General features: G+C 62.7%; 21 protein-coding genes. 18 read left to right on the top strand and 3 right to left on the bottom strand.

What is annotated here, in order from left to right:
* The first annotated feature begins 74 nt into the window (after nt 1–74).
* The gene (gene rhaI, locus WNZ15_RS16380; RefSeq protein WP_342894068.1) at nt 75–1,373 is read left to right on the top strand and encodes an L-rhamnose catabolism isomerase; all 1,299 of its coding nucleotides are present in this window, start codon (nt 75–77) and stop codon (nt 1,371–1,373) included.
* A 153-nt stretch (nt 1,374–1,526) separates the two neighbouring features.
* Nucleotides 1,527–2,123 carry a methyltransferase domain-containing protein gene (locus WNZ15_RS16385; RefSeq protein ID WP_342894069.1) on the top strand — a complete coding sequence of 199 codons (597 nt, stop codon included), beginning with the start codon at nt 1,527–1,529 and terminating at the stop codon, nt 2,121–2,123.
* 31 nt (nt 2,124–2,154) lie between these two features.
* Here WNZ15_RS16385 and WNZ15_RS16390 read toward each other — a convergent pair whose 3' ends face one another.
* From WNZ15_RS16390 to hemB, 3 genes are all read right to left on the bottom strand, one after another.
* A complete protein-coding gene (locus tag WNZ15_RS16390) occupies nt 2,155–2,658 on the bottom strand; it encodes an RDD family protein (protein ID WP_342894070.1) in 504 nt (167 codons plus the stop codon).
* Between the two features lie 101 nt (nt 2,659–2,759).
* The gene (locus WNZ15_RS16395; protein WP_342894071.1) at nt 2,760–4,010 is read right to left on the bottom strand and encodes a threonine ammonia-lyase; all 1,251 of its coding nucleotides are present in this window, start codon (nt 4,008–4,010) and stop codon (nt 2,760–2,762) included.
* Nucleotides 4,007–5,002 (bottom strand): porphobilinogen synthase, encoded by a 996-nt coding sequence (hemB, locus tag WNZ15_RS16400; RefSeq protein WP_342894369.1) that lies wholly within the window; start codon nt 5,000–5,002, stop codon nt 4,007–4,009. Before hemB ends, WNZ15_RS16395 begins: the two co-directional genes overlap by 4 nt.
* Nucleotides 5,003–5,260: 258 nt before the next feature.
* Between hemB and WNZ15_RS16405 the strand changes: the two genes are divergently transcribed.
* The 16 genes from WNZ15_RS16405 to WNZ15_RS16480 all read left to right on the top strand — a co-directional run bounded on the left by WNZ15_RS16405 (nt 5,261) and on the right by WNZ15_RS16480 (nt 21,501).
* Nucleotides 5,261–6,400: an isobutyryl-CoA dehydrogenase gene (locus WNZ15_RS16405; protein ID WP_342894072.1), complete on the top strand. Its 1,140-nt coding sequence runs from the start codon at nt 5,261–5,263 to the stop codon at nt 6,398–6,400.
* Between the two features lie 54 nt (nt 6,401–6,454).
* Nucleotides 6,455–7,492 (top strand): enoyl-CoA hydratase/isomerase family protein, encoded by a 1,038-nt coding sequence (locus WNZ15_RS16410; RefSeq protein ID WP_342894073.1) that lies wholly within the window; start codon nt 6,455–6,457, stop codon nt 7,490–7,492.
* 25 nt (nt 7,493–7,517) lie between these two features.
* Nucleotides 7,518–7,937 (top strand): DUF6163 family protein, encoded by a 420-nt coding sequence (locus tag WNZ15_RS16415; RefSeq protein WP_342894074.1) that lies wholly within the window; start codon nt 7,518–7,520, stop codon nt 7,935–7,937.
* 35 nt (nt 7,938–7,972) lie between these two features.
* Nucleotides 7,973–8,926 carry a 3-hydroxyisobutyrate dehydrogenase gene (mmsB, locus tag WNZ15_RS16420; RefSeq protein WP_342894075.1) on the top strand — a complete coding sequence of 318 codons (954 nt, stop codon included), beginning with the start codon at nt 7,973–7,975 and terminating at the stop codon, nt 8,924–8,926.
* 153 nt (nt 8,927–9,079) lie between these two features.
* Nucleotides 9,080–9,595: a winged helix DNA-binding protein gene (locus WNZ15_RS16425; RefSeq protein ID WP_342894076.1), complete on the top strand. Its 516-nt coding sequence runs from the start codon at nt 9,080–9,082 to the stop codon at nt 9,593–9,595.
* A 427-nt stretch (nt 9,596–10,022) separates the two neighbouring features.
* Entirely contained in the window at nt 10,023–11,270 is a 1,248-nt protein-coding gene (locus WNZ15_RS16430; RefSeq protein WP_342894077.1) for a L,D-transpeptidase family protein, read from the top strand.
* Between the two features lie 174 nt (nt 11,271–11,444).
* Nucleotides 11,445–11,672 carry a serine hydroxymethyltransferase gene (locus tag WNZ15_RS16435; protein ID WP_342894078.1) on the top strand — a complete coding sequence of 76 codons (228 nt, stop codon included), beginning with the start codon at nt 11,445–11,447 and terminating at the stop codon, nt 11,670–11,672.
* A 265-nt stretch (nt 11,673–11,937) separates the two neighbouring features.
* Nucleotides 11,938–13,239: a serine hydroxymethyltransferase gene (glyA, locus tag WNZ15_RS16440; RefSeq protein WP_342894370.1), complete on the top strand. Its 1,302-nt coding sequence runs from the start codon at nt 11,938–11,940 to the stop codon at nt 13,237–13,239.
* A gap of 28 nt (nt 13,240–13,267) precedes the next feature.
* Nucleotides 13,268–13,744, top strand: a complete 477-nt coding sequence (gene nrdR / locus WNZ15_RS16445; RefSeq protein WP_342894079.1) for a transcriptional regulator NrdR — start codon at nt 13,268–13,270, stop codon at nt 13,742–13,744.
* A 13-nt stretch (nt 13,745–13,757) separates the two neighbouring features.
* Nucleotides 13,758–14,882 (top strand): bifunctional diaminohydroxyphosphoribosylaminopyrimidine deaminase/5-amino-6-(5-phosphoribosylamino)uracil reductase RibD, encoded by a 1,125-nt coding sequence (ribD, locus tag WNZ15_RS16450; protein WP_342894080.1) that lies wholly within the window; start codon nt 13,758–13,760, stop codon nt 14,880–14,882.
* Between the two features lies 1 nt (nt 14,883).
* Nucleotides 14,884–15,495, top strand: coding sequence for a riboflavin synthase (locus tag WNZ15_RS16455; protein WP_342894081.1), 612 nt, complete (start codon nt 14,884–14,886; stop codon nt 15,493–15,495).
* 330 nt (nt 15,496–15,825) lie between these two features.
* Complete coding sequence (gene ribH / locus WNZ15_RS16460; protein WP_342894082.1) at nt 15,826–16,275, top strand: 6,7-dimethyl-8-ribityllumazine synthase; 450 nt, start codon at nt 15,826–15,828, stop codon at nt 16,273–16,275.
* A 6-nt stretch (nt 16,276–16,281) separates the two neighbouring features.
* Entirely contained in the window at nt 16,282–16,803 is a 522-nt protein-coding gene (gene nusB / locus WNZ15_RS16465) for a transcription antitermination factor NusB (RefSeq protein ID WP_342894083.1), read from the top strand.
* Between the two features lie 2 nt (nt 16,804–16,805).
* A complete protein-coding gene (gene thiL / locus WNZ15_RS16470; protein WP_342894084.1) occupies nt 16,806–17,804 on the top strand; it encodes a thiamine-phosphate kinase in 999 nt (332 codons plus the stop codon).
* Between the two features lie 120 nt (nt 17,805–17,924).
* Nucleotides 17,925–19,148, top strand: coding sequence for an MFS transporter (locus WNZ15_RS16475; protein WP_342894085.1), 1,224 nt, complete (start codon nt 17,925–17,927; stop codon nt 19,146–19,148).
* Between the two features lie 217 nt (nt 19,149–19,365).
* The gene (locus WNZ15_RS16480; RefSeq protein ID WP_342894086.1) at nt 19,366–21,501 is read left to right on the top strand and encodes a sodium-translocating pyrophosphatase; all 2,136 of its coding nucleotides are present in this window, start codon (nt 19,366–19,368) and stop codon (nt 21,499–21,501) included.
* The last annotated feature ends 144 nt before the right edge of the window (nt 21,502–21,645 follow it).

The raw sequence follows: 21,645 nt of genomic DNA on the forward strand, positions 1-21,645 counted from the left end.
ACAAACGGCCCGTCCTTCAAGACGGGCCTGGCGGCCCTCTTCAGGACAAGCGGGCTTGTGAAAAGGATCTTCTCATGTTGATCGACACCTCTGTGATTGCCGGGGAAAACCAGACGCGGGCCGGCAGCCTGGAACGGGACTACGAAACTCTCGGCGAACGGCTCGACCGGCGGGGCATCGCGATTGACGCGATCAAGGCGAAAGTCGCGGCATATGGCGTTGCCATCCCCTCGTGGGGCGTCGGCACCGGCGGCACGCGTTTCGCACGCTTTCCGGGCAAGGGGGAACCGCGCAACATCTTCGACAAGCTCGAGGACTGCTCGGTCATTCAGCAGTTGACCCGCGCAACGCCCGACGTGTCGCTGCACATCCCTTGGGACAAGGCCGATCCGTCGGAGCTGAAGGAAAAGGCAGGCGCGCTCGGGCTTGGCTTCGACGCGATGAATTCCAACACATTTCAGGATCAGCCCGGTCAGGATCAGAACCGCCAGCCTCTTTCCTACAAGTTCGGCTCGCTGTCCCACACCGACCCGGCCACACGGCAGCAGGCCATCGAACACAACCTGGAATGCATCGAGATCGGCAAGGCCATAGGATCGAAGGCCCTGACCGTCTGGGTCGGCGACGGATCGAACTTTCCCGGCCAGAGCCATTTCGCCCGGCAGTTCGATCACTACCTGAAATCCGCGCAGGAAATTTACGCAAATCTGCCGGACGACTGGCGGCTCTTCACCGAACACAAGATGTACGAGCCGGCCTTCTATTCAACCGTCGTGCAGGACTGGGGATCCAACTACATGATCGCCAGGGAACTGGGTGACAGGGCCTATTGCCTGGTCGACCTCGGCCATCATGCCCCGAACGTCAACATCGAGATGATCGTTTCCCGGCTGATCCAGTTCGGCAAGCTCGGCGGTTTCCATTTCAACGACAGCAAATACGGCGACGACGATCTCGATACGGGATCCATCGATCCCTACCGGCTGTTTCTGGTCTTCAACGAGCTGGTGGATGCGGAAATGCGCCGCGTACCGGGGTTCAACCCGGCCCATATGCTCGACCAGTCGCACAATGTCACCGATCCGGTGGAGAGCCTGATGGTGAGCGCCATGGAAGTGCAGCGCGCCTATGCCCAGGCTCTTCTGGTCGACCGGGACAAGCTCACCGGGTACCAGCAAGACAACGATGCCCTGATGGCGACCACCACGCTGAAGACCGCCTTCCGCACCGACGTCGAACCGATCCTGGCCATGGCCCGGCAGGAAACGGGCGGCGCCGTCGATCCGGTCGCAACCTACCGGTCCGCCGGCTACCGGCAGAAGGTCGCGGCCGTCCGTCCGGCGGTCACGGGCGCAGGGGGTGGCATCGTCTGACCGGCCGGGGATGGCCGGGACGGCCCGGCAGTCGTGCACGGCTGCGACGAAAGGGCCGCGCGCCGGCCCGGTCGCCCTATTGGCTCGGGGGTGAATTTCGAATATCGCTGATGGGGACCAGGCAGAACCTGGCCGGAGCGAAGGAACACCGCCATGTGGGATGAGCGCTACACGACGCCGGACTATGTCTTCGGCACGGAGCCGAGCGGCTTTCTGGTTCGCAATTCAGGATTTCTGGAGCCTGGGGCGAAGGCGCTCGCCGTGGCGGACGGCGAGGGGCGGAACTCCGTTTTCATGGCGGAAAAGGGCCTGCGGGTCACCGCGATGGACAGTGCGGCGACGGGACTGGAAAAAGCCCGCCGGCTTGCTGCCGAACGCGCGGTCGCGGTCGACTTCAGGCTGGCCGACCTGAAGAGCTGGACTTGGGAGCCGGAAGCCTACGATGTGGTCGCCGCGATCTTCATCCAGTTCGCTGCGCCGAAATTCCGCGAAGAGATCTTCAACGGCATCGAGCGGACACTGAAACCCGGAGGGCTGCTGCTTCTGCACGGCTACACGCCGCGCCAACTCGAATTCGGCACCGGCGGACCGTCCGCCGTCGAGAATCTCTATGAGCCGGATATGCTTGCAAGACGGTTCGGCACCTGGGAGATCGTGCGTCTTGAAGACTATACCGCAGAGCTTGCGGAAGGCGCCGGCCACAGTGGCACTTCGGCGCTTGTCGACCTGATCGCCCGCAAGCCCGGTTGAGCAGGAGGCGGCGACCACGGAAGCTGCTCGATCAGCGACCGTCCGGAATATCGCGTGCACCGCCGGAATTGATCACCACCGTGCCCAATATGATGTCGTGCAACAGCCGCTTGCGGTCGGAGAACAACGAAACCATAAGGACCAGCGGCGTCAGCAGCGAGATCGAGAACCAGAACAGCAGCGCGTGGACGGCCGCCAGAAGTGGATAGGGCTTTGCCCCGTACCACAGGCGCATTTCAAGCCCCATGGCGCGCATGCCCGGCGTCGCGGCCTGCGGACCGCCGAGGGTGAAGGCGACATAGGCGAGCGCGACCGCCGTCGGCAAGATGCCGTAGAGCAGAAAGCCGAGGCCCAGCGTGAAGATACCCAGAAAGAACACGACGACTCCGGCGCCGATGGTCAGCACCGCGATCGCGATCACGTCGATCAGGAACGCGAAGATCCGCCGGCTGCGCACACCCGAAAACAGTTCCGGCTGGAGGGCGGCTTCGAAGAGGTCCCGACGGGCGTACTCCGATGAAGTTTCAGCTGACATGGTCCGGCTCCCGTGATTGTGACCGCTTCTATGTGGGTATTTTCACGCGATTCGCAAATTTCCGGCTTCGGCGCCACGGAGGAGATCCGTGAAGCAACGGTTCAATCCATGCGCTCGCCGATTTCCAGATAGCGCACGCCGTAGCCGCGTTCGCGCAGGGCGGCAATGATGCGTTCGCCGTGAGGTCGGTCGAAGGCCTCGAAGGTGACGTCAAGGGTCGCGCCCTTGGCGGGCACATTGAGGAACAGGCGGTGGTGTTCGACATCGACCACGTTGCCCTGCATGTCGCCGATCACCGTGGCGATTTCGCCGAGGACACCCGGTCGATCCGGGGTATCGATGCGGATGGACACGAGGCGCCCGTCGCGGGCCAGTTCCCGGACCACGATCTTGGACAGAAGCCGGGGGTCGATGTTGCCGCCGCACAGCACAAGGCCGACGCGTTTTCCGGCAAAGCGCTCCCGGTTGGTGAGCAGCGCGGCAAGCCCGGCCGCGCCGGCGCCCTCGGCAATCGTCCGCTGCAGGGTCAGATAGGCGTTGATCGCCTGCTCGATGCTGCTTTCGGAGACCAGCAAGATGTCATCGACCCGTTTCCTGACCACTTCGGTGGTCAGCAGGCCGATGTCGCGCACGGCGATGCCCTCGGCAATGGTCGCGCCCTCGCACCGGACTTCCTTGCCGTAGAAGGCGCCCCACATGCCCGGGTAGAGCGTCGTTTCGACGCCGATCACTTCCACGGACGGCTTGATGGCCTTTGCAGCCGTCGCGATCCCGGCGATCAGGCCGCCGCCGCCGACCGGCACCACCAGAATGTCGAGATCCGGTTGCTGCGCCAGCATTTCCAGCCCGATCGTGCCCTGGCCGTGGATCACGTGGACATCGTCGTAGGGGTGAACCCAGACGAGGTTGCGCTCAGCCGCCAGCCGGTCGGCTTCCGCCTTTGCTTCCGCCAGCGTGTTGCCCGCCAGCACCACCTCGGCGCCGTAGCCCCGGGTCGCGGCGATCTTCACGAACGGCGTCAGCACCGGCATGACGATCGTTGCCGGAATGCCGAGACGGCCGGCATGATAGGCGACGCCCTGGGCGTGGTTTCCGGCCGAGACGGCGACGACGCCGCGCGTCTTTTCCGCTTCCGTCAGGCTGGCGAGCTTGACGAGGGCACCGCGCTCCTTGAACGCGCCGGTGACCTGCATGTTCTCGTATTTGACAAAGACTTCCGCACCGGTGATCTGCGACAGCCTGGGCGCCGGCAGGCAGGGCGTTTCCAGAACAGCGCCCTTGATCAGCGCGGCGGCGTCCCTGATCTTGTCGAGTGTGACCTGTTCGGGATCGTTGGCCGCAAGCGGCGTCATTTGCCGTCCGCCAGCATCCGCGCGACCGCGGGCGCGAAATAGGTCAGAACGCCGTCGGCCCCGGCACGTTTGAATGCCAGCAGGCTTTCCAGCATCGCCTTGTCGCCATCCAGCCAGCCATTGGCGGCGGCGGCCTGGATCATCGCGTATTCCCCAGACACCTGATAGGCGTAGGTCGGCACCTGGAAACCGTCCTTGATGCGCCGGACGATGTCGAGATAGGGCAGGCCGGGTTTGACCATGACCATGTCGGCGCCCTCGGCGATGTCCAGTTCGGTTTCCCGAAGGGCCTCGTCCGTGTTGGCCGGATCCATCTGGTAGGTGCGCTTGTCGCCGACCAGCGTGCCGGAGGACCCGACCGCGTCGCGGAAGGGGCCGTAGAACGCCGAGGCGTATTTGGCCGAATAGGCCATGATCTGGGTGCCGCGATGGCCTTGTGAATCGAGCGCCTGACGGATTGCGCCGATCCGCCCGTCCATCATGTCCGACGGGGCGATCACGTCGGAACCGGCGTCCGCCTGCACCAGGGCCTGACGACAGAGCTGGTCAACGGTTTCGTCGTTGAGGATCGTCTCGCCTTCCATCAGCCCGTCATGGCCGTGGCTGGTGTAGGGATCGAGCGCGACGTCGGTCATCAGGCCGAGGTTGAGCCCTTCAGCCTTGACGGCGCGCAGCGCCCGGCAGGTCAGGTTGTCCGCATTGAGGGCTTCCGAACCGGTGTCGTCACGCAAGTCCGGGTCGGTATAGGGAAACAGCGCCATCGCCGGAATGCCGAGAGCTGCCGCTCTTTGCGCATCGCGGACCGCCTCGTCCACGGAGACACGAAAAACACCGGGCATGGACGACACGGGCTGCCGGACATTTTCGCCGTCGACCAGAAATATCGGCCAGATCAGGTCGTCGACCGTCAGGGTGTTCTCGCGCACGAGGCGGCGGGACCAGTCGGTCTGGCGGTTACGGCGCATGCGCGTGCCGGCCAGAAGCGTGTCCATATGGTCGGAAGTGATCGGCGGAAGCGGGGATTTGGACGGCATGGACCCTGACTGTTCGGTGAGCTTGAGGTGAAAACGGCATTGTCGCGCACGAGAGCTGTCAATCTATCACGCAGATTGACGCAGTCCAACATTCTGTAAAACAACTGAAAATAATAACGAAAAAGAGTTTGTTTGACGTTCGCGTCAAATATGCTTTAGTGCAGCCGCGCGCAGGTTCCCAAGTTCCGGTCTGCGGTGCTATCGGGAGGAAACCAGGTGGACTTTGCACTCAACGAAGATCAACGCGCCTTTCAGGACATGGCCGCGAGTTTCGCGCGCGAAGAGCTCGCGCCCCACGCCCGGCAGTGGGACGAGGACAGCCACTTTCCTGTTCCGACATTGCGCAAGGCGGCCGAACTGGGCTTTGGCGGCATTTATGTGAAAGAGGACGTCGGCGGCTCCGCATTGACCCGGCTGGACGCGGCGCTGATCTTCGAGGAACTGTCGAAGGGCTGCACGTCGACGGCGGCCTATCTGTCCATCCACAACATGGTCTCCTGGATCATCGACAGCTACGGCTCCGAAGAGCTGCGGCAGAAGTTTCTTCCCAGACTGTGCACCATGGACCTTCTGACCAGCTACTGCCTGACCGAACCCGGGTCGGGATCGGATGCGGCCGGTCTCAGGACCAGCGCCAGAGACGATGGCGACCATTACGTCCTGAACGGCTCGAAGGCCTTCATCTCGGGTGGCGGTGTCAGTGATCTTTACGCGGTCATGGTGCGCACCGGCGGCGAGGGACCGTCCGGCGTCTCGTGTCTGCTGGTGGAAAAAGGCACGCCCGGCTTGAGCTTCGGCGCCAACGAGATCAAGCTCGGCTGGAAAAGCCAGCCGACCGCACAGGTCAATTTCTCCGATTGCCTCGTGCCGAAATCCAATCTGGTGGGCGCCGAGGGGCAGGGCTTCAAGATCGCCATGGCGGCGCTCGACGGCGGACGGCTCAATATCGGAGCCTGTTCGCTGGGGCCGGCCCAGGCCTGCCTCGACCTGACGCTTGCCCATGTGAAGGAGCGCAAGCAGTTCGGCAGGCCGATCGCCGATTTTCAGGCGCTTCAATTCCGCCTTGCCGACATGGCGACCGATCTGGAGGCCGCACGCCTGCTGTTGCACAAGGCCGCCGCCGCGGTGGATGCCAAGTCCGGTGACGCGACCAGACTGGCGGCCATGGCCAAGCGGCTGGCGACCGACACCGGCTTCAAGGTCGTCAACGAGGCGCTGCAGCTCCACGGCGGCTACGGCTATTTGCGCGACTACCCGATCGAGCGTTATTTCCGGGATGTCCGCGTGCACCAGATTCTGGAGGGCACCAACGAGATCATGCGTGTGATCATCGCGCGGCAGCTCTTGAAGGACTGATTGAACTTTCCGCAGCCATCCCCTGAAACGATTCCCTTTTCATGAGGCGCCTCAGTGAGCGACGACATTCTGTTTCAAAAACGCGGCAAGGCCGGGTTCATCACACTCAACCGGCCGAAGGCGCTCAACGCACTCAGCTTCGAAATGGTCAGGGCTCTTGCCGTCCAGCTCGGGCGCTGGGCCGACGATCCGGGCATCGCCCATGTTGTCATCACCGGCGCCGGCGGCAAGGCTTTCTGCGCGGGCGGGGACATCCGCAGCATCTATGATGCGCGCCAGGCCGGCGAAACGGAGGGGCTCGGGCGGTTTTTCCGCGACGAGTATCTGCTCAACGCCCGGATCAAGGCGTACCCCAAGCCCTATGTTGCGCTGATCGACGGCATCGTCATGGGCGGCGGTGTCGGCGTGTCGGTTCACGGCAGCCACCGGGTCGGCACCGAAAAGACGCTGTTCGCGATGCCGGAAACGGGCATCGGCTTTTTCCCCGATGTGGGCGGGACCTATTTTCTGCCGCGCATGCCACAGCACAGCGGGGTCTATTGCGCCCTGAGCGCGGGCCGCCTGAAACAGGGGGACGCGCTGGCCACGGGCGTGCTGACCCACGCGGTTTCGGCGGCCGATGTCTCCGCTCTGGAGCTGGCGCTTGAAACCGCGGACGACATCGATGCGGTGCTGGCTCCTTTTCTGGTCACGCCGGAGAGCGGACCGGTGACGGAAAATCTGGATCTGATCGACACGGCCTTTTCCGCTGACGCGGTGGAGGAAATCCTTGCCCGTCTCGACGCGTCGGAAAGCGTGTTCGCGCAAAAGGCAGCGGCGGCGATTCGCGGCAAGTCGCCGACCAGCGTGCTGATTGCCCTTGAGCAGATGAAACGGGGCGGGACGTTGTCCTTCAACGAGTGCATGAAGCTGGAATACAGGATTGTGTCCCGGATCGTGCAGGGCACGGAGTTCTATGAGGGCATTCGCGCCGTGCTTGTCGACAAGGACCAGACACCGAAATGGTCGCCTTCTCTGTTCAGCCAAGTGGACAGAGCCGGTCTGGCGTCGTATTTCGAGGAACCTGCCGACGGAGACCTGCCGCTCCCATAAGACCAACACCGAACCCGGACTGCCCATGATCACCAGCTTTCATGATCTCATAGAATCGCGTCCGCCCTGGAGCACCGTCCTGACGTGGTACCTGCGTGTCATCGCGGTCATACTGATCGGTGGCGGCATGATCTACTGGGCACGCATCGTCGGCATTGTCGAATGGCGTGGGCTTTGGTTCTGGGACATGCCGGTGTCCATGCAGGTGGCGATCGTCTTTTTCGCGGTGCTGGACCTGGTCGCGGCCACGGGTCTCTGGCTGACCGTGTCCTGGGGAACGGTCATGTGGCTGTTCCGCTGTTTCTGCCAGATCGTCATGCACACGGCGTTTTCCGACATCTACGGCCGGCGGCCTTACGAGATCACCTTCTATCTTCTGACGATCGCGATCTACGGCCTGCTTGTCTACCTGATGGAGAAGGAAAACAGGGCCGACGGCGGCTGATCCGGCTTGACTCGGTTTCTGAAGCGCCTGGAAAGATGCTTCAACCGGTCAGGGCAAGCGATTCAAAAACAACACGTATTTCCTGGGAGAAGACAATGGCGAGCACAATCGGTTTTATCGGCCTTGGCAACATGGGCGGCCCGATGGCCATCAACCTTGTAAAAGCGGGGCACCGCGTGCTCGGCTTCGACCTGTCGGAGACGGCGCTGGCGGTGCTGGAGGAAGCGGGCGGCGAACGGGCGGCCGGCATTGACGCGCTTGCCGCGGCAGCCGACATGATCGTGACCATGCTGCCGGCCGGAAAACATGTGCGCCAGATCTACATGGGCGAGGGCGGCATTCTGGAGAATGCCAAGCCCGGCACGCTTCTGATCGATTCCTCCACGATTGACGTCGACAGCGCCCGTGCGGTCAGCGAAGCGGCCGCGGACAAGGGCATGAAGATGGTCGATGCGCCCGTCTCCGGCGGCGTTGCCGGCGCGGCTGCCGGCAGCCTGACCTTCATGGTCGGCGGTCCCGACGAGGCCTTCGCGGCGGCCAGGCCCTTTCTCGACATCATGGGCAAGACCATTGTCCATGCGGGCGGGGCGGGGACCGGACAGGCAGCCAAGATCTGCAACAACATGATCCTGGGCATTTCCATGATTGGCGTGTCCGAGGCCTTCGTGCTGGCGGAAAAACTCGGCCTGGATGCGCAGAAGCTGTTCGACATTTCCTCCACTGCATCCGGCCAGTGCTGGTCGCTGACATCCTATTGCCCGGTTCCGGGGCCGCTGCCGTCTTCGCCCGCAAACCGGGACTACCAGCCCGGTTTCGCCGCGGCAATGATGCTGAAGGACCTGAAGCTCGCCCAGGAGGCAGCCAATTCATCGGGCGCGGCAACGCCGCTCGGTGCGGAAGCCGCAGCGCTTTACGCGCTGTTCTGCAACACGGGTGGAGAACAGCAGGACTTCTCCGGGATCGTTAAATTCCTGCGCGGGACTTCATGAATGAAATCTTAATCAGGTGCCTCAAACACCCCTCAAAAGTTAACGGATGATTCAGCGTGTCTCTTAAGCGGATTTTAGAAACACTCGGTTAGATTGCGTATCAAGGCGGGAAAATATCCGTCGAACGACAGGTACAATTAGAGGCGCAATCACATGATCACCGCAAGTAGGGCAGTCGACGCTGTGGCACCGAGCGAAGGGGAAGAGGCGGAAATCAAGCCGCTCTACCTCGAAGCTCTGACACTTGTTGAGCGACTGCATCGTCGTCTTCTCGACGTCATCAAGGACGAATTCGACCGTATGGGCCGGTCCGATGTCAACAGCGTGCAGGCTCTGCTGCTGTTCAACATCGGCGACAGCGAGCTCACTGCAGGAGAGCTGCGCACCCGCGGCTATTACCTGGGGTCGAATGTCTCCTACAACCTGAAGAAGCTGGTCGAGACCGGCTACATTCACCACCAGCGCTCCCGCATGGACCGCAGGTCCGTCCGGGTAAGCCTGACCGACAAGGGCCAGGAAGTGGCGCAGATCGTCAACGATCTCTATGAGCGTCACATTCTGTCCGTCGAACAGGTTGGCGAAATCGGGCCGAAGGACTTCGTTGTCCTCAACAAGTCCCTGCGCCGGCTGGAGCGTTTCTGGACCGACCAGATTCTCTACCGCCTTTAAGTTTTTCGCGGTACATCCAGATGACAAGGCACCGCCCAGTGGGCGGTGCTTTCTTTTGTGCATCCGTATTTGCTCACCCGTGTTTGCTCACGCAGAATTGCTCGATACGGACAGGTCTGGGGCGGCAATTGGAGTTATTATGACCATGCGGCGCGTCTTCCTGCGGCAACCGACATCTTGTGGTCACAATGGAATGGCTCATAACGGTGTTTCGGACGCCTGAATGGTTAAAAGATCTTGCGATTTGTTAACATTCGTTCTCTAGGGTTTGACGCTGACATGCGCGACACGGCCTTCGGGACGAGGACCGCGCCGCTGGTAATTTGAGAGAATTTGCGCATCTGACGCAGCAATTTTGGGGTCGGCTATGAACCTTTTATCCGGACCGGTCGGGTTTAAGCTTCGCAAAACTGGGACTACAGGACACATGCTCAAGCGTCTTCTCGCGTTCGGCTGCGCCATGCCTCTTCTGGCAGCGGGCCCGGCTCTGGCACAATCGGCTCTGCAGTCTCTTCAGCAGAACCGCCAGAAAGTCGAATGGGTGGACAATTTCGACATTGCCACCGAAAACATCACGGAAGTGAAGTCGTCCGCGCCGACCCTGTCTCCGCAGACGGCCGACTATATCGCAGCGGCCATCAACCGGTATCAGCGCATCGTTCAGGCCGGTGGCTGGGGAACCGTTTCCACCGGCGGCAAGGCCCTGCGCATCGGCATGAAGGACCCGCGTGTTGTCGAACTGCGCCGTCGCCTGATCGCATCGGGCGACCTGGAACAGCAGGCAGGCCTGTCCAACACGTTCGATTCCTACGTCGACGCCGCGCTCCGCCGGTTCCAGCTTCGCCACGGCCTGATCCACGATGGCGTGATGGGCGAGGGCACTGTGACCGCCCTGAACATTCCCGCGAATGTCCGTCTGCGCCAGCTCGAAACCAACATGATCCGCATGCGCTCCATGTCCGGCTTTCTGGGCGACCGCTACGTCATGGTCAACATCCCGGCAGCGGAGATCGAAGCGGTCGAGAACGGCATGGTGCGCTCCCGTCACACCGCCGTTGTCGGCAAGATCGACCGGCAGACGCCGATCCTCAACAGCAAGATCTACGAGTTGAACTTCAATCCGTACTGGACCGTTCCGGTGTCGATCATCCGCAAGGATCTGATTCCGAAGATGAAGGAAGATTCCGAATATCTTGCCAAGAACAATATTCGCATCTTCGACTGGAGCGGCAACGAGCTCAACAGGCAGCAGATCGACTGGAACACGGACGAGGCGACCCAGTATCGCTTCACCCAGGATCCCGGCTCCGACAACTCGCTGGGCTCCGTGCGCATCAATTTCCACAACAAGCACCAAGTCTACCTCCACGACACGCCCTCAAAGACCCTGTTCGGTGAAGCCAACCGGTTCCATTCCTCGGGCTGTGTCAGGGTGCAGAACGTACGGGAACTGGTCACCTGGATGTTGCAGTCGACCACGCCGGACTGGACACGCAGCCGGGTCGATTCCGTTATCCGCACCGGCGAACGCGAGGACGTGAAGCTCAAGGGCTCGATCCCGCTTTACCTGACCTATGTGACGGCCTGGGCGAATGCTGACGGTGTGGTCCACTTCCGCGACGACATCTACAATCGCGACGACCTTTACGGAACGGGGGCGCAGGCGCGTCTTTGAGGACGCTTCCTGCCTGACCGTTCCGGATCAATCGAAACGGCGAACGCCAGCCTTGGAACGCCAGCCTTGATCGGGCTGGCGTTTCGTGTTTCCAAGCGGCATGATTGCGCGCAATGCCCTCAGGCACGTTCTTGTTCCTGTCGGTTGGGTTAAGGCGTTTCACGGAGAACCTACATGAGCCGCGCGCCGCAGCACGGAGAGATCTATCTCGAGTTCCGCTCGATCGGGAAGCAGGTCAAGGTGATCGCGATGGATTCCCGGACCGGTATCGAGGTGTCGGTGTTCGGTCCCGCTTCGACCGCCCAGGAGGATCTGCGCCGGCTGGCCGTCCGCAAACTGATGCGGCGCCTGGAGCAGGAACAGGCAAGGAATACCGGGAAAACCGACCCGGCCCTTTACTGATCGCTTCGAATTGACTGCTGCCTAAATGACCGCGCCGGAACGGTCGCGCCCTGCGCTGGCAAGCGGGGGGAGGCAAATGCGGCGATTTCCACGTGGCGATGGTGTCGCATTCCGGTCCGGGCGCGTCGGTATGCCTCTTGGTTCTGTCCGGACGCTGTGCTAATTCCTCGCGTCATGTCGGCCCGGCGGCTGATGACCCTCAAGGGTGTGCGGGCGCCGGCGCCAAATTCTTCGACAAGAATACAAGGATGGTGCCATGTCTTTGATGGAAAACTCCGGTCAGTCCCTGCAGTCCGGTTTCTTCACGCGCGGTCTTTCCGAAGCCGATCCGGACATTTTCGGCACCATCGAAAACGAATTGGGCCGCCAGCGGCACGAGATCGAACTGATCGCGTCGGAAAACATCGTTTCCCGCGCCGTGCTGGAAGCGCAGGGCTCGATCTTCACCAACAAATACGCCGAGGGCTATCCGGGCAAACGCTATTACGGCGGTTGTGAATTCGCGGACGTCGCGGAAACCCTTGCGATCGAACGCGCAAAAGAGTTGTTCGGCGCGGGCTTCGCGAACGTTCAGCCGAACTCCGGCAGCCAGATGAACCAGGCGGTCTTCCTGGCGCTGCTGCAGCCCGGTGACACCTTCATGGGTCTGGACCTGAATTCCGGCGGCCACCTCACGCACGGATCTCCGGTCAACATGTCCGGCAAGTGGTTCAATGTCGTTTCCTACGGTGTGCGCCAGGAGGATCACCTGCTCGATCTGGACGAGGTCGAGCGGCTTGCCAAGGAGCACAAGCCGAAGCTGATCCTGGCGGGCGGCACCGCCTATTCCCGCGTCTGGGACTGGCAGAGATTCCGCGAGATCGCCGACAGTGTCGGTGCCTACCTGATGGTCGACATGGCCCATATCGCCGGCCTCGTCGCCGGCGGTGTGCACCCGTCGCCCGTGCCCCATGCCCATGTGGTCACGTCGACGACCCACAAGTCCCTGCGCGGCCCGCGTGGTGGCTTGATCCTGACAAACGACGAGGCCCTCGCCAAGAAGTTCAATTCGGCTGTCTTCCCTGGCTTGCAGGGCGGTCCGCTGATGCATGTCATCGCGGCCAAGGCGGTTGCCTTCAAGGAAGCCCTGCAGCCGGAATTCAAGGCCTATGCCCGCTCCGTCGTCGAGAATGCCAAGGTGCTGGCGGAAACCCTCAAGGAGCAGGGGCTCGACATCGTTTCGGGGGGAACCGACAACCACCTGATGCTGGTCGACCTGCGCCCGAAGAACGCCACCGGCAAGGTCGCCGAGAAGGCGCTCGGGCGGGCCAACATCACCTGCAACAAGAACGGCATCCCGTTCGACCCGGAAAAACCGTTCGTGACCTCCGGCATTCGTCTCGGCACTCCGGCGGCGACCACGCGCGGTTTCGGCGTGGCGGAATTCCGCGAGGTCGGCCTGCTGATCACGGAAGTATTGGACGGTTTGAAGGTCTCGAACAGCGAAGAAGGCAACGCGGCAGTTGAAGCCGCGGTCAAAGCCAAGGTAGAAGCACTGACGGCCCGCTTCCCGATCTACGGGGGATAACAGGCGGCTCGCCCAGGAGCTTTGAAAGATGAGATGTCCGTTTTGCGGCGGTGATGAGACCCAGGTCAAGGACAGCCGCCCGACCGAGGACAATACCGCTATCCGCCGCCGCAGGGTTTGCAACACCTGCGGCGGCCGGTTCACCACATTCGAACGGGTGCAGCTGCGCGAGCTGATGGTGCTGAAACGCTCCGGGCGCAGGGTTCCCTTCGACCGCGAAAAACTCATGCGCTCCGTTCAGATCGCCGTTCGCAAGCGGCCGGTGGATCCTGACAAGATCGAACGCATGGTCAGCGGCATCGTCCGCCAGCTTGAAAGCTCGGGCGAAAGTGAAATCACCGCGGAAACAATCGGCAATCACGTCATGGAAGGTCTGAAGGCGATCGATGACGTCGCCTATGTCCGCTTTGCGTCAGTCTACCGGAATTTCCGTGAGGCCAAGGATTTCGAGGCGCTGCTGGACGAACTCAGCGATCCGGACGGCCAGCCGTTGAAAAACTCCTGACGAGCCGGGTTTCATGACATCCATCAGCGAAATCGACATGCGTTTCATGGCGGCGACGGAACGTCTGGCCCGGCGCGGCTTCGGGCGTGTCTGGCCGAACCCTTCGGTTGCCGCCCTGATTGTTCGCCAGAAGGACGGCCATGCGGTCGTGGCGGGGCGCGGCGTGACCTCGCGCCCGGGCATGGCCCATGCGGAAGTCAATGCCCTGGCACAGGCCGGAGCGCTGGCACGCGGGGCAACCTGCTACGTCACGCTGGAGCCCTGTTCTCACTATGGCAGGACGCCACCTTGCGCCAACGCGCTGATCGAAGCCGGGATCGGCCGGGTGGTGATCGGCATGGCGGACCCGAATCCGCGGGTGTCGGGGCGCGGGATCGCCATGCTGCGCGAGGCGGGCGTCGAGGTCGTCGCGGGGGTTCGAGAACAGGCGTTTGAAGCCCTCTACCGGGGGTTCACGCTGCGCCAGTTGCAACAACGCCCGCAGGTGTTCCTGAAACTGGCAGTCTCGAGGGACGGGTTCATAGGCCGGACAGGTGAGGGCCAGGTAAAGATCTCGGGGCCGCTGTCCATGCGCAAGATGCACGGCTTTCGCGCCGAATGTGATGCGATCCTGGTCGGCGCGGGGACAGCGCTTGCGGACGACCCGCAACTGACCTGCCGCCTGCCGGGCATGGCCGACCGGTCGCCGGTCCGGGTCATCGTCGACCGCCGCGCCCGCCTGCCGCTGGAGTCCAGTCTGGTGGGCAGTTGCGCGGACGTGCCCGTGTGGCTCATCTGCGGCAATGATGCCGATCCGGACCGGGTCGGGCAACTGGCCTCCGCCGGCGTCAATGTCATTCGGGTTCCCGCCGGCGAAGACGGCGTCCGGCCATCCGTCATTCTCAGCGCTCTGGCGACCCGGGGCATAACGCGGCTGATGGTCGAAGGCGGCGCAAGGATGGCGGCCTCGTTCCTGAAGGCGGATCTGGTCGACGAACTGTGTGTCGTGACCGGAACGCTGGTGATCGGTGCCGGTGGCATACCGGCCCTGAACGGCCTTGCCCTTGCGGATGTCCTCAAAGACCCCAGATTCGGGCGGGTCAAGGCCGGCATGTTCGGCCCTGACAAATTCATCTACCTCAGACGGCGCGGAGCCTGACATGTTCACCGGTATAGTGACCGATCTCGGCGAGATCCTTTCGAGTGACGATATTCCGGCGGGAAAACGGACCCGGATCCGTACGGCCTACGACACGGACACGTTCGACATCGGCGCTTCCATATCCTGCGGGGGCGTCTGCCACACGGTCACCGCGAAACGGAACGGTCCCGACGGAAACTGGTTCGAGATTGAATCGGCCGCTGAAACGCTCGCCCTGACCAACGTGAAGGACTGGAAAGCGGGCCAGAGGATCAATCTGGAACGCTCGCTGACCATGGGAGCGGAACTGGGCGGGCATCTGGTCCTCGGACATGTCGACGGCCTTGCGAGGGTGACGGAACGCCAGGATCATCCGGATTCGGTCCTGTTTCGCTTCGAGGCGCCGCCGGAAGCCGCTCCGTTTATTGCGAAAAAGGGATCGGTCGCGCTCGACGGCACCTCGCTGACGGTCAATGACGTCGACGGGCTCCTGTTCTCCGTTTTCCTCATTCCGCATACGCTCGAGGTCACCACATGGTCCGCCAGACAGGTGGGTGACATGATCAATCTCGAGGTGGACATGATGGCCCGCTACGCGGGGCGTCTTGCGGAATTCAGCAGGAGCGGATAGGGACGGGGCGGAGCCCTTCGCATCTGGCGCCTGTAGGCTGTCGCCATCAGGAAAGTGCAATCGCCTTGACGGGCTCGGCCAGTGGTGCCCCAGGTGTCATTGGCGCGCACCTGGGGTGGAAGACACCATTGCGCCGGGAAGCGCGCGGACCGTCTTGCCCGGGACGGGACTGTCCCGGTCAAATGAAACGCTGTTGATGAGACACGCTCAGAACCGATCTCACAAGCTCGAGCGTGTTGGCCGCCCGGAATGGCCGGTCTGCACGAATGGCACTGGACAAACCGGGGCGGACGTGGTTCCTGTCGCGGCCTTACACAGGATTTGACAGCTATGAGTGCAGCACCGAAACTGCTGATCATCGAAGCCCGCTTCTATGCGGATCTGGCAGATGCGCTGGCCGACGGCGCGATCAAGACGCTTCAGGCCGCCGGCGCGACGTTTGACCGTATCGGGGTTCCCGGCGTTCTGGAAATTCCGGCCGCCCTGTCCATGGCGCTGACCGCGATGGAAGGCGACGGCGAATTATACGACGGTTTCGTTCTGCTCGGCGTCGTGATCCGCGGCGAGACCACGCATTACGACATTGTCGCCAATGAATCGAACCGTGTGATCATGGATCTGATCGTCGATGCGGATCTGGCGGTTGGAAATGGTATCCTGACCGTTGAAAACGATGAGCAGGCATGGGCCCGCGCGAAGGCCGACGACAAGGACAAGGGCGGTGCGGCAGCCCGCGCGGCCCTCGACATGATCGCCCTGCGTACCCGTCTTGGAGTATAAGAAGTAATGACCGGCAAGGCCGACCCGGAAAACCCGGCAGGAGCGACCGTTCGTCCCGCCAACAAGCGTGGCGTGGCACGGCTTGCCGCCGTCCAGGCGCTTTACCAGATGGATGTCGGCGGGGCACCGCTCACCAGTGTGATCAGTGAATTCACCGCCTTTCGCCTCGGCAAGGAAATCGATGGCGCCCAGTATCGTGATGCCGACGAACAGTGGTTCAAGCAGATCGTCGCGGGCGTGGTCGAGGACCAGAAGTTTCTCGACCCCTATATTCACACTGCGCTTGAGAAGGACTGGCCGCTGAAGCGGATCGACAGTCTGCTGCGCGCCATTCTGCGGTCCGGTTCCTATGAGCTGCTGCGCCGCAAGGATGTCCCGCCCAAGGTGATCATTTCCGAATATATCGACGTGGCCAAGGCCTTCTTCGAGGAGGACGAGCCCGGTCTCGTCAATGGTGTGCTCGATCGTCTCGCTCATGAGTTGCGCGGACCGGAATTCGAGACCCGCAACGCGGACGGCGCCTCCTGACCATGGGGGCGGACCGGCCAGGCGAGTTTGAACTGATCAGCCGGTTCTTCGCACCCTTGGCGCAGGATCCCGGCAGTCTTGGCCTGAGCGACGATGCGGCGGTGATCACACCGGCAGCCGGCCGTGACCTGGTGCTGACCAAGGACCTGCTTGCGGCGGATACCCACTTTTTCAGCGATGACGCGCCAGAGGCAATCGCCGCAAAGGCGCTTCGGGTCAATCTCTCCGATCTGGCCGCCAAAGGCGCGCGTCCACGCGGTTATCTCCTAGGGCTCGCTCTGCCCGATGACTGGACGACCGAATGGCTGGAGCGGTTCTGCAAGGGTCTCGCTGCGGACCAGGCGGCCTATGATTTTCCGCTGCTTGGCGGCGACACGATCCGCTCCGGCAATGGCCTTCAGGTTTCCATCACCGCAATCGGTGAAGTGACCAGGGGCAAGGCCGTCCGCCGCTCCGGTGCGCGGCCCTCGGACCTCATCTTCGTGACCGGAACGATCGGGGATGCGGCCGCCGGTCTTCAGGCGCGGCTCGATCCGGATTTCCGCAGGCGTCATGGCGTGAGCGCGGAACAGCAAGCCTTCATTCTGGACCGCTACCTGCTGCCGAGGCCGAGAACCCGGATCGCCGGTCTGCTCACCGAATGCGCCAGCGCGGCGCTGGACGTGTCCGACGGACTTGTCGCCGATTGTGGTCATCTGGCCGCGGCATCGGCGGTGGATGTCACGCTCGATCTCGGCAAGCTGCCCCTGTCTGATGCGCTGCGGCATCTGCGGGACAAGGCGCCGCCGGTCTTCAGCCGCTGTCTCAACGGCGGCGACGACTATGAGGTGCTGGTCAGCATCCCGGAGGAAAGAGCTGCCGCATTCGCACAGGACGCGGCGCGTCTCGGCTGCCCGATCACGCAGATCGGGCATGTCACGAGGGGAAACGGACAGGTCGTGCTGACGCGGGACGGGCAGGAACTGGCCGCGCAGGAAGACGACGGCTTCCGGCATTTCTGATTGTACCCTATACCGTCTTGAGTTTGCAGCAGGAGGCTCTGTTCCAGCGCCCGCTGCTGCCCATCACCCATGCGTTCCCTCCAGGCCGAACGCGCCGATAGCCGAGATCGAGATTTGCCGATGACCGCCCATCCGATGGACACCTTCGTTGACGACAAGATGGCCAGGCGCAATGCGCTTCTGCTCGCGTTTGCCCAGGCCCTTGGCGGGGCGTCTGCCTCCATCGTCATCGCGACGGGGCCTCTGGTTGGCTACATGATGCTGGATGAGGACAAGGCACTTGCGACGTTGCCAGTCTCAACCATGGTCCTCGGAACCGCCTTCGGCACCATCCCGGCGGGAATGATCATGCGCCGGTTCGGCCGCCGCGCCGGCTTCACCGGCGCCTCGCTGCTGGGCGCGGCGTCGGGTGTGCTCGCGTCCTTCGCTGTCTTTCAGGATCTCTTCTGGCTGTTCGCGCTTGCCTGCTGCCTGGGTGGCTTCGCCGGCGCGTTCGTGCAGCAATACCGGTTCGCCGCCGCGGACACGGCCAGCGACGCGTTCAAGCCGAAGGCCATTTCCTGGGTTCTGGCCGGTGGGGTGCTCGCGGGCGTGGTCGGGCCGCAGACGGTCATCTGGACCAAGGATCTGTTCGTGCCGATCCTGTTTGCAGGGACCTATCTGGCGCAGGCGGTCCTGGCGCTGATTGCATTCTGCCTGCTCATGTTCATCAAGATCCCCAGGCCGCCCCGCATCAGCCACGCCCAGGCGGGCGGACGGCCGCTGCGCGAGATCATGGCCCAGCGCCGGTTTATTGTCGCGGCCGCCTGCGGCATCTGTTCCTATGCTCTGATGAGCCTCGTGATGACGGCGACGCCGCTGGCCATGATCGGATGCGGCTTTTCGGAGACCGATGCCGCCCTCGGCATTCAGTGGCACGTCCTGGCCATGTTCGGACCAAGTTTCTTTACCGGCAACCTGATCGCCCGCTTCGGCAAGGAGCGCATCGTCTCGATCGGGCTCGCCCTTCTGGCAGGGTGTTCGATTGTCGCCCTAATGGGGGTCGAGCTTGCCCATTTCTGGACCGCGCTGGTCCTCCTCGGACTTGGCTGGAATTTCGGCTTCATCGGGGCGACCGCGATGCTGACCGATGCCTATCGGCCCGAGGAGCGGAACATGGTGCAGGCCGTCAACGACTTTCTGGTGTTCGGGTTCGTCGCGACCGCCTCGTTTTCCTCCGGCGCGCTGCTGAACACCTTCGGCTGGGCAACGATCAACATGCTGGTTTTTCCCTTTGTGGTCCTGAGCCTCGGATTGCTGGCATGGCTCGTTCTGGCAGAAAGAAAAGCAGGTACAATCAGTTAAAGTGTCTGTTGAATTCCATTTCGTCAGCGCAGCATATTTACTGCACTGCATCAAAAAATACCGCAGCGGAACTATGAAATTAAACAATGTGAGAGCTTGACGAAGCGCTCCGAATTGCTGCTATCGTGTGCTTCCTTCACGCCGGGGAATTGGGGTGGAGGCCAGTCAGGCGGAAAAACGACAAGAAAATCAGTCCGCCACACCTTTGGGAGGAAGCATGATCGAGCTTGTCGTCATCATTTGTGGCCTACTGTCTCTCGCCTATGGCGCGTGGGCCATCCAGTCCGTCATGGCGGCGGACGCCGGAAACGCGCGCATGCAGGAGATTGCCGAGGCAATCCAGGAAGGCGCCCGCGCCTATCTCAACCGTCAGTACACAACCATCGCCATCGTCGGCGCCGTTGTTTTCGTGATTGCCTGGCTGCTGCTGGGCGGGCCTGCGGCCATCGGCTTCGCGATCGGCGCGATCCTTTCGGGGGCCGCCGGCTATATCGGCATGATGGTTTCCGTCCGGGCCAATGTCCGCACCGCCCAGGCGGCCAGCCAAAGCCTTGGCGCAGGACTGGAAATCGCGTTCAAGTCGGGCGCGGTCACGGGCCTTCTGGTTGCCGGACTGGCGCTTCTCGGCGTGGCTGTCTACTACACGCTCCTGACCCGTATGATGGGCTTCGCCCCCACGGACCGGACGGTGATTGACGCGTTGGTTGCCCTGGGCTTCGGTGCCTCGCTCATTTCCATCTTCGCCCGCCTCGGCGGCGGTATCTTCACCAAGGGGGCCGATGTCGGCGGCGATCTCGTCGGCAAGGTGGAAGCCGGCATTCCGGAGGACGATCCGCGCAACCCGGCCACCATTGCCGACAACGTGGGCGACAATGTCGGCGACTGCGCCGGCATGGCGGCCGACCTGTTCGAAACCTATGCGGTGACGGTGGTCGCGACCATGGTTCTGGCGTCGATCTTCTTTACCGGATCGCAGGCCATCGACCTGATGATGCTGCCGCTCCTGATCGGGGCAAGCTGTGTGGTCACGTCCATTATCGGCACGTTCTTCGTCAAGCTGGGCAGCAACAACTCGATCATGGGCGCGCTCTACAAGGGCTTCATCGCAACGTCGGTCCTGTCCGCGGTCGCGCTGGGTGTGATCATATTCGGCTGGATCGGTGCCGATACCCAGTTCACCACATCCGGCAACGTCACGTTCACCGGCTTCGACCTGTTCGTCTGCGGCCTGGTTGGACTGGTGGTTACCGGTCTGATCATCTGGGTGACGGAGTATTACACCGGGACGGAATACCGTCCGGTGAGATCCATTGCCCAGGCTTCCGTGACCGGTCACGGCACCAACGTGATCCAGGGTCTGGCCGTGTCCCTGGAGGCAACGGCCCTGCCGGCGATCATCATCATCACCGGGATCCTGGTCACCCATGCCTTTGCCGGCCTGTTCGGCATTGCCATCGCCGTCACCACGATGCTGGCGCTGGCGGGCATGGTGGTCGCGCTCGATGCCTTCGGCCCGGTGACGGACAACGCCGGCGGCATTGCCGAAATGGCCGACCTGCCGGCCGAGGTGCGCAGCACCACGGACGCGCTGGACGCGGTCGGCAACACCACCAAGGCCGTGACCAAGGGCTACGCCATCGGTTCCGCGGGCCTTGGTGCCCTGGTGCTTTTCGCCGCCTACACGGAGGATCTGAAACACTTCTCCAGTACGGCGACGGAAGGCTCGATCTTCTTCGGCATCAATGTGGAGACCCTGTTCTCGCTGTCCAACCCCTACGTGGTGGCGGGCCTGCTGTTCGGCGGTCTTCTTCCCTATCTGTTCGGCGGCATCTCCATGACCGCGGTCGGCCGGGCCGCCGGGGCGGTGGTGGAGGAAGTCCGCCGCCAGTTCAAGGAGAAGCCCGGTATCATGGAGGGCACCGAGCGGCCGGATTACGGCCGGGCGGTGGACATGCTGACGAAGGCCGCGATTCGCGAGATGATCGTGCCGTCGCTGCTGCCGGTCCTGTCGCCGATCTTCGTGTTCTACGTGGTGCGCGCTGTCGCCACTCCGGCGGATGCGTTCGCGGCGCTCGGGGCGATGTTGCTCGGTGTGATCGTCACGGGACTGTTCGTGGCCATCTCCATGACCGCGGGCGGTGGTGCCTGGGACAACGCCAAGAAGTCCTTCGAGGACGGCTTCACCGACAAGGACGGTGTTGTTCACCATAAAGGCAGCGAGGCCCACAAGGCCTCGGTCACCGGTGACACGGTCGGAGATCCCTACAAGGACACGGCCGGTCCGGCGGTGAACCCGATGATCAAGATCACCAACATCGTCGCCCTGCTGCTGCTGGCGATCCTGGCGCATTGACGCGGACCAAAGGACCGGACCCGATCGACTGAGATCGGGCCGGTGCTCCGAAGCGACCCGGTAAAAAGAAACACCCCCGGACCATCAGGACCGGGGGTGTTTCAATTTGAGGTGCCGGCGCTGTGATGCAGTCTGCCGGGCACC

The organism is Roseibium sp. AS2 (assembly GCF_038900065.1).
Taxonomy (GTDB): Bacteria; Pseudomonadota; Alphaproteobacteria; order Rhizobiales; family Stappiaceae; genus Roseibium.